This window comes from Lactobacillus taiwanensis DSM 21401 (genome assembly GCF_001436695.1).
Lineage (GTDB): Bacteria > Bacillota > Bacilli > Lactobacillales > Lactobacillaceae > Lactobacillus > Lactobacillus taiwanensis.
Map to the genome: position 1 here is coordinate 1 of NZ_AYZG01000037.1, position 1,204 is coordinate 1,204.

A 1,204-nucleotide genomic window follows, 5' to 3' on the forward strand; every position below is an offset into this window, starting at 1 on the left:
TAGCATTAACATCCAACTTTTTATTTTCATTCTTACTCCTCCAAGTAGATTGAATAATAACAAGATCAGCCTCGGGCTGATTATCTATCTTTGAAACGACTTATGCACTTCCCAGCATAGGTCGTTTTCTTTTTAGTGCATTAAAAAAGAGAATCCATAATCCGGATTCTCTTTTCTCGTGCTGATAATGATTAAGGAAATTTCCATCTTTAGTATATCTTTGATAGGTGGCATCCCTTAACTTATTCTAAACTTTACTTTGAAAGGCATTCAATTTTAAATCATTAAACGCCATTAAATTTCCAACTAAACTAACAACATCAAATAATTGTGAAGTTAGATCGACCGCGCGATATTTTCCTGTTTTTAGATTAGCAACGGTTTCATTTATTTGTTCAACTATCTTATTAACTTCAGGATCATTTTCTGCCATCAAGCTTAATCTAAATGCTTCAAGTAAGTTGATATATTCTTGATACATAATTTAATACCAACTTTCTATCATATAAAAATTTTGTAAAAACGATTTCATTTATATACAAATTATACCATACCAATCTCACTAATATTGATTTTCTTTCGCTAAACACCTCACTATTAATCAGTTATTAGTAGCTAGTATTTCATTTTTATTTAAGTCATACCAATACGGTATTTTTACCTAAAAAATTATGCAAATTGTACTTTCATAATACGATTATCTTACAAAGAATAATTCCTAAATTTATTGAAATCTACAGAAGGTGAAAAAGATGGTTTCTAAAGACGTAATTATTTCTACAATACCTGAGTTAGTCGACTCGCTTAATAAAACAAACCCAAGTTCAGAATTCACTAGCTTCCTTACAGATAGTCTAACAACTATTAAATCAAGCAATGGCGTTGCTTTCACCGGTCAACTTCAATACTTCTTTAATCGCGCACCTGTCGTAAAATTTTCTGACAATATTACTTTTATCCCTGAAGAAGAGAAATTATGGGACAAACTGCTCTCCCTAAATGAGCTAGGAAACAATCTTTGGGATGCAAGTTTATAATTTATTCTATTTCTTTAGTAAATTTAACTTTTTTAATAAAAAACGTCACAATTTGTTCACATTTTCCCTCTAATATATAAACCATAGCAACGGGGAAAACAAAACCCCATCGCTATTAGCATTAACATCCAACTTTTTATTTTCATTCTTACTCCTCCAAGTAGATT

At 30.3% G+C, this 1,204-nt stretch carries 2 protein-coding genes; one reads left to right on the forward strand and one right to left on the reverse strand.

The window, feature by feature from the left end; all coding sequences use genetic code 11:
- Nucleotides 1–247: 247 nt before the first annotated feature.
- The gene (locus tag FD18_RS05770; protein WP_315968335.1) at nucleotides 248–481 is read right to left on the reverse strand and encodes a hypothetical protein; all 234 of its coding nucleotides are present in this window, start codon (nucleotides 479–481) and stop codon (nucleotides 248–250) included.
- 271 nt (nucleotides 482–752) lie between these two features.
- On the opposite strand from FD18_RS05770, the gene FD18_RS05775 reads away from it, so the two are divergent.
- Nucleotides 753–1,037: a hypothetical protein gene (locus FD18_RS05775; RefSeq protein ID WP_057719026.1), complete on the forward strand. Its 285-nt coding sequence runs from the start codon at nucleotides 753–755 to the stop codon at nucleotides 1,035–1,037.
- Nucleotides 1,038–1,204: the final 167 nt, after the last annotated feature.

Coding starts and splice junctions, on each gene's coding strand:
- FD18_RS05770 (WP_315968335.1), bottom strand. CDS start 481: ATGTATCAAGAATATATCAACTTACTTGAAGCATTTAGATTAAGCTTG.
- FD18_RS05775 (WP_057719026.1), top strand. CDS start 753: ATGGTTTCTAAAGACGTAATTATTTCTACAATACCTGAGTTAGTCGAC.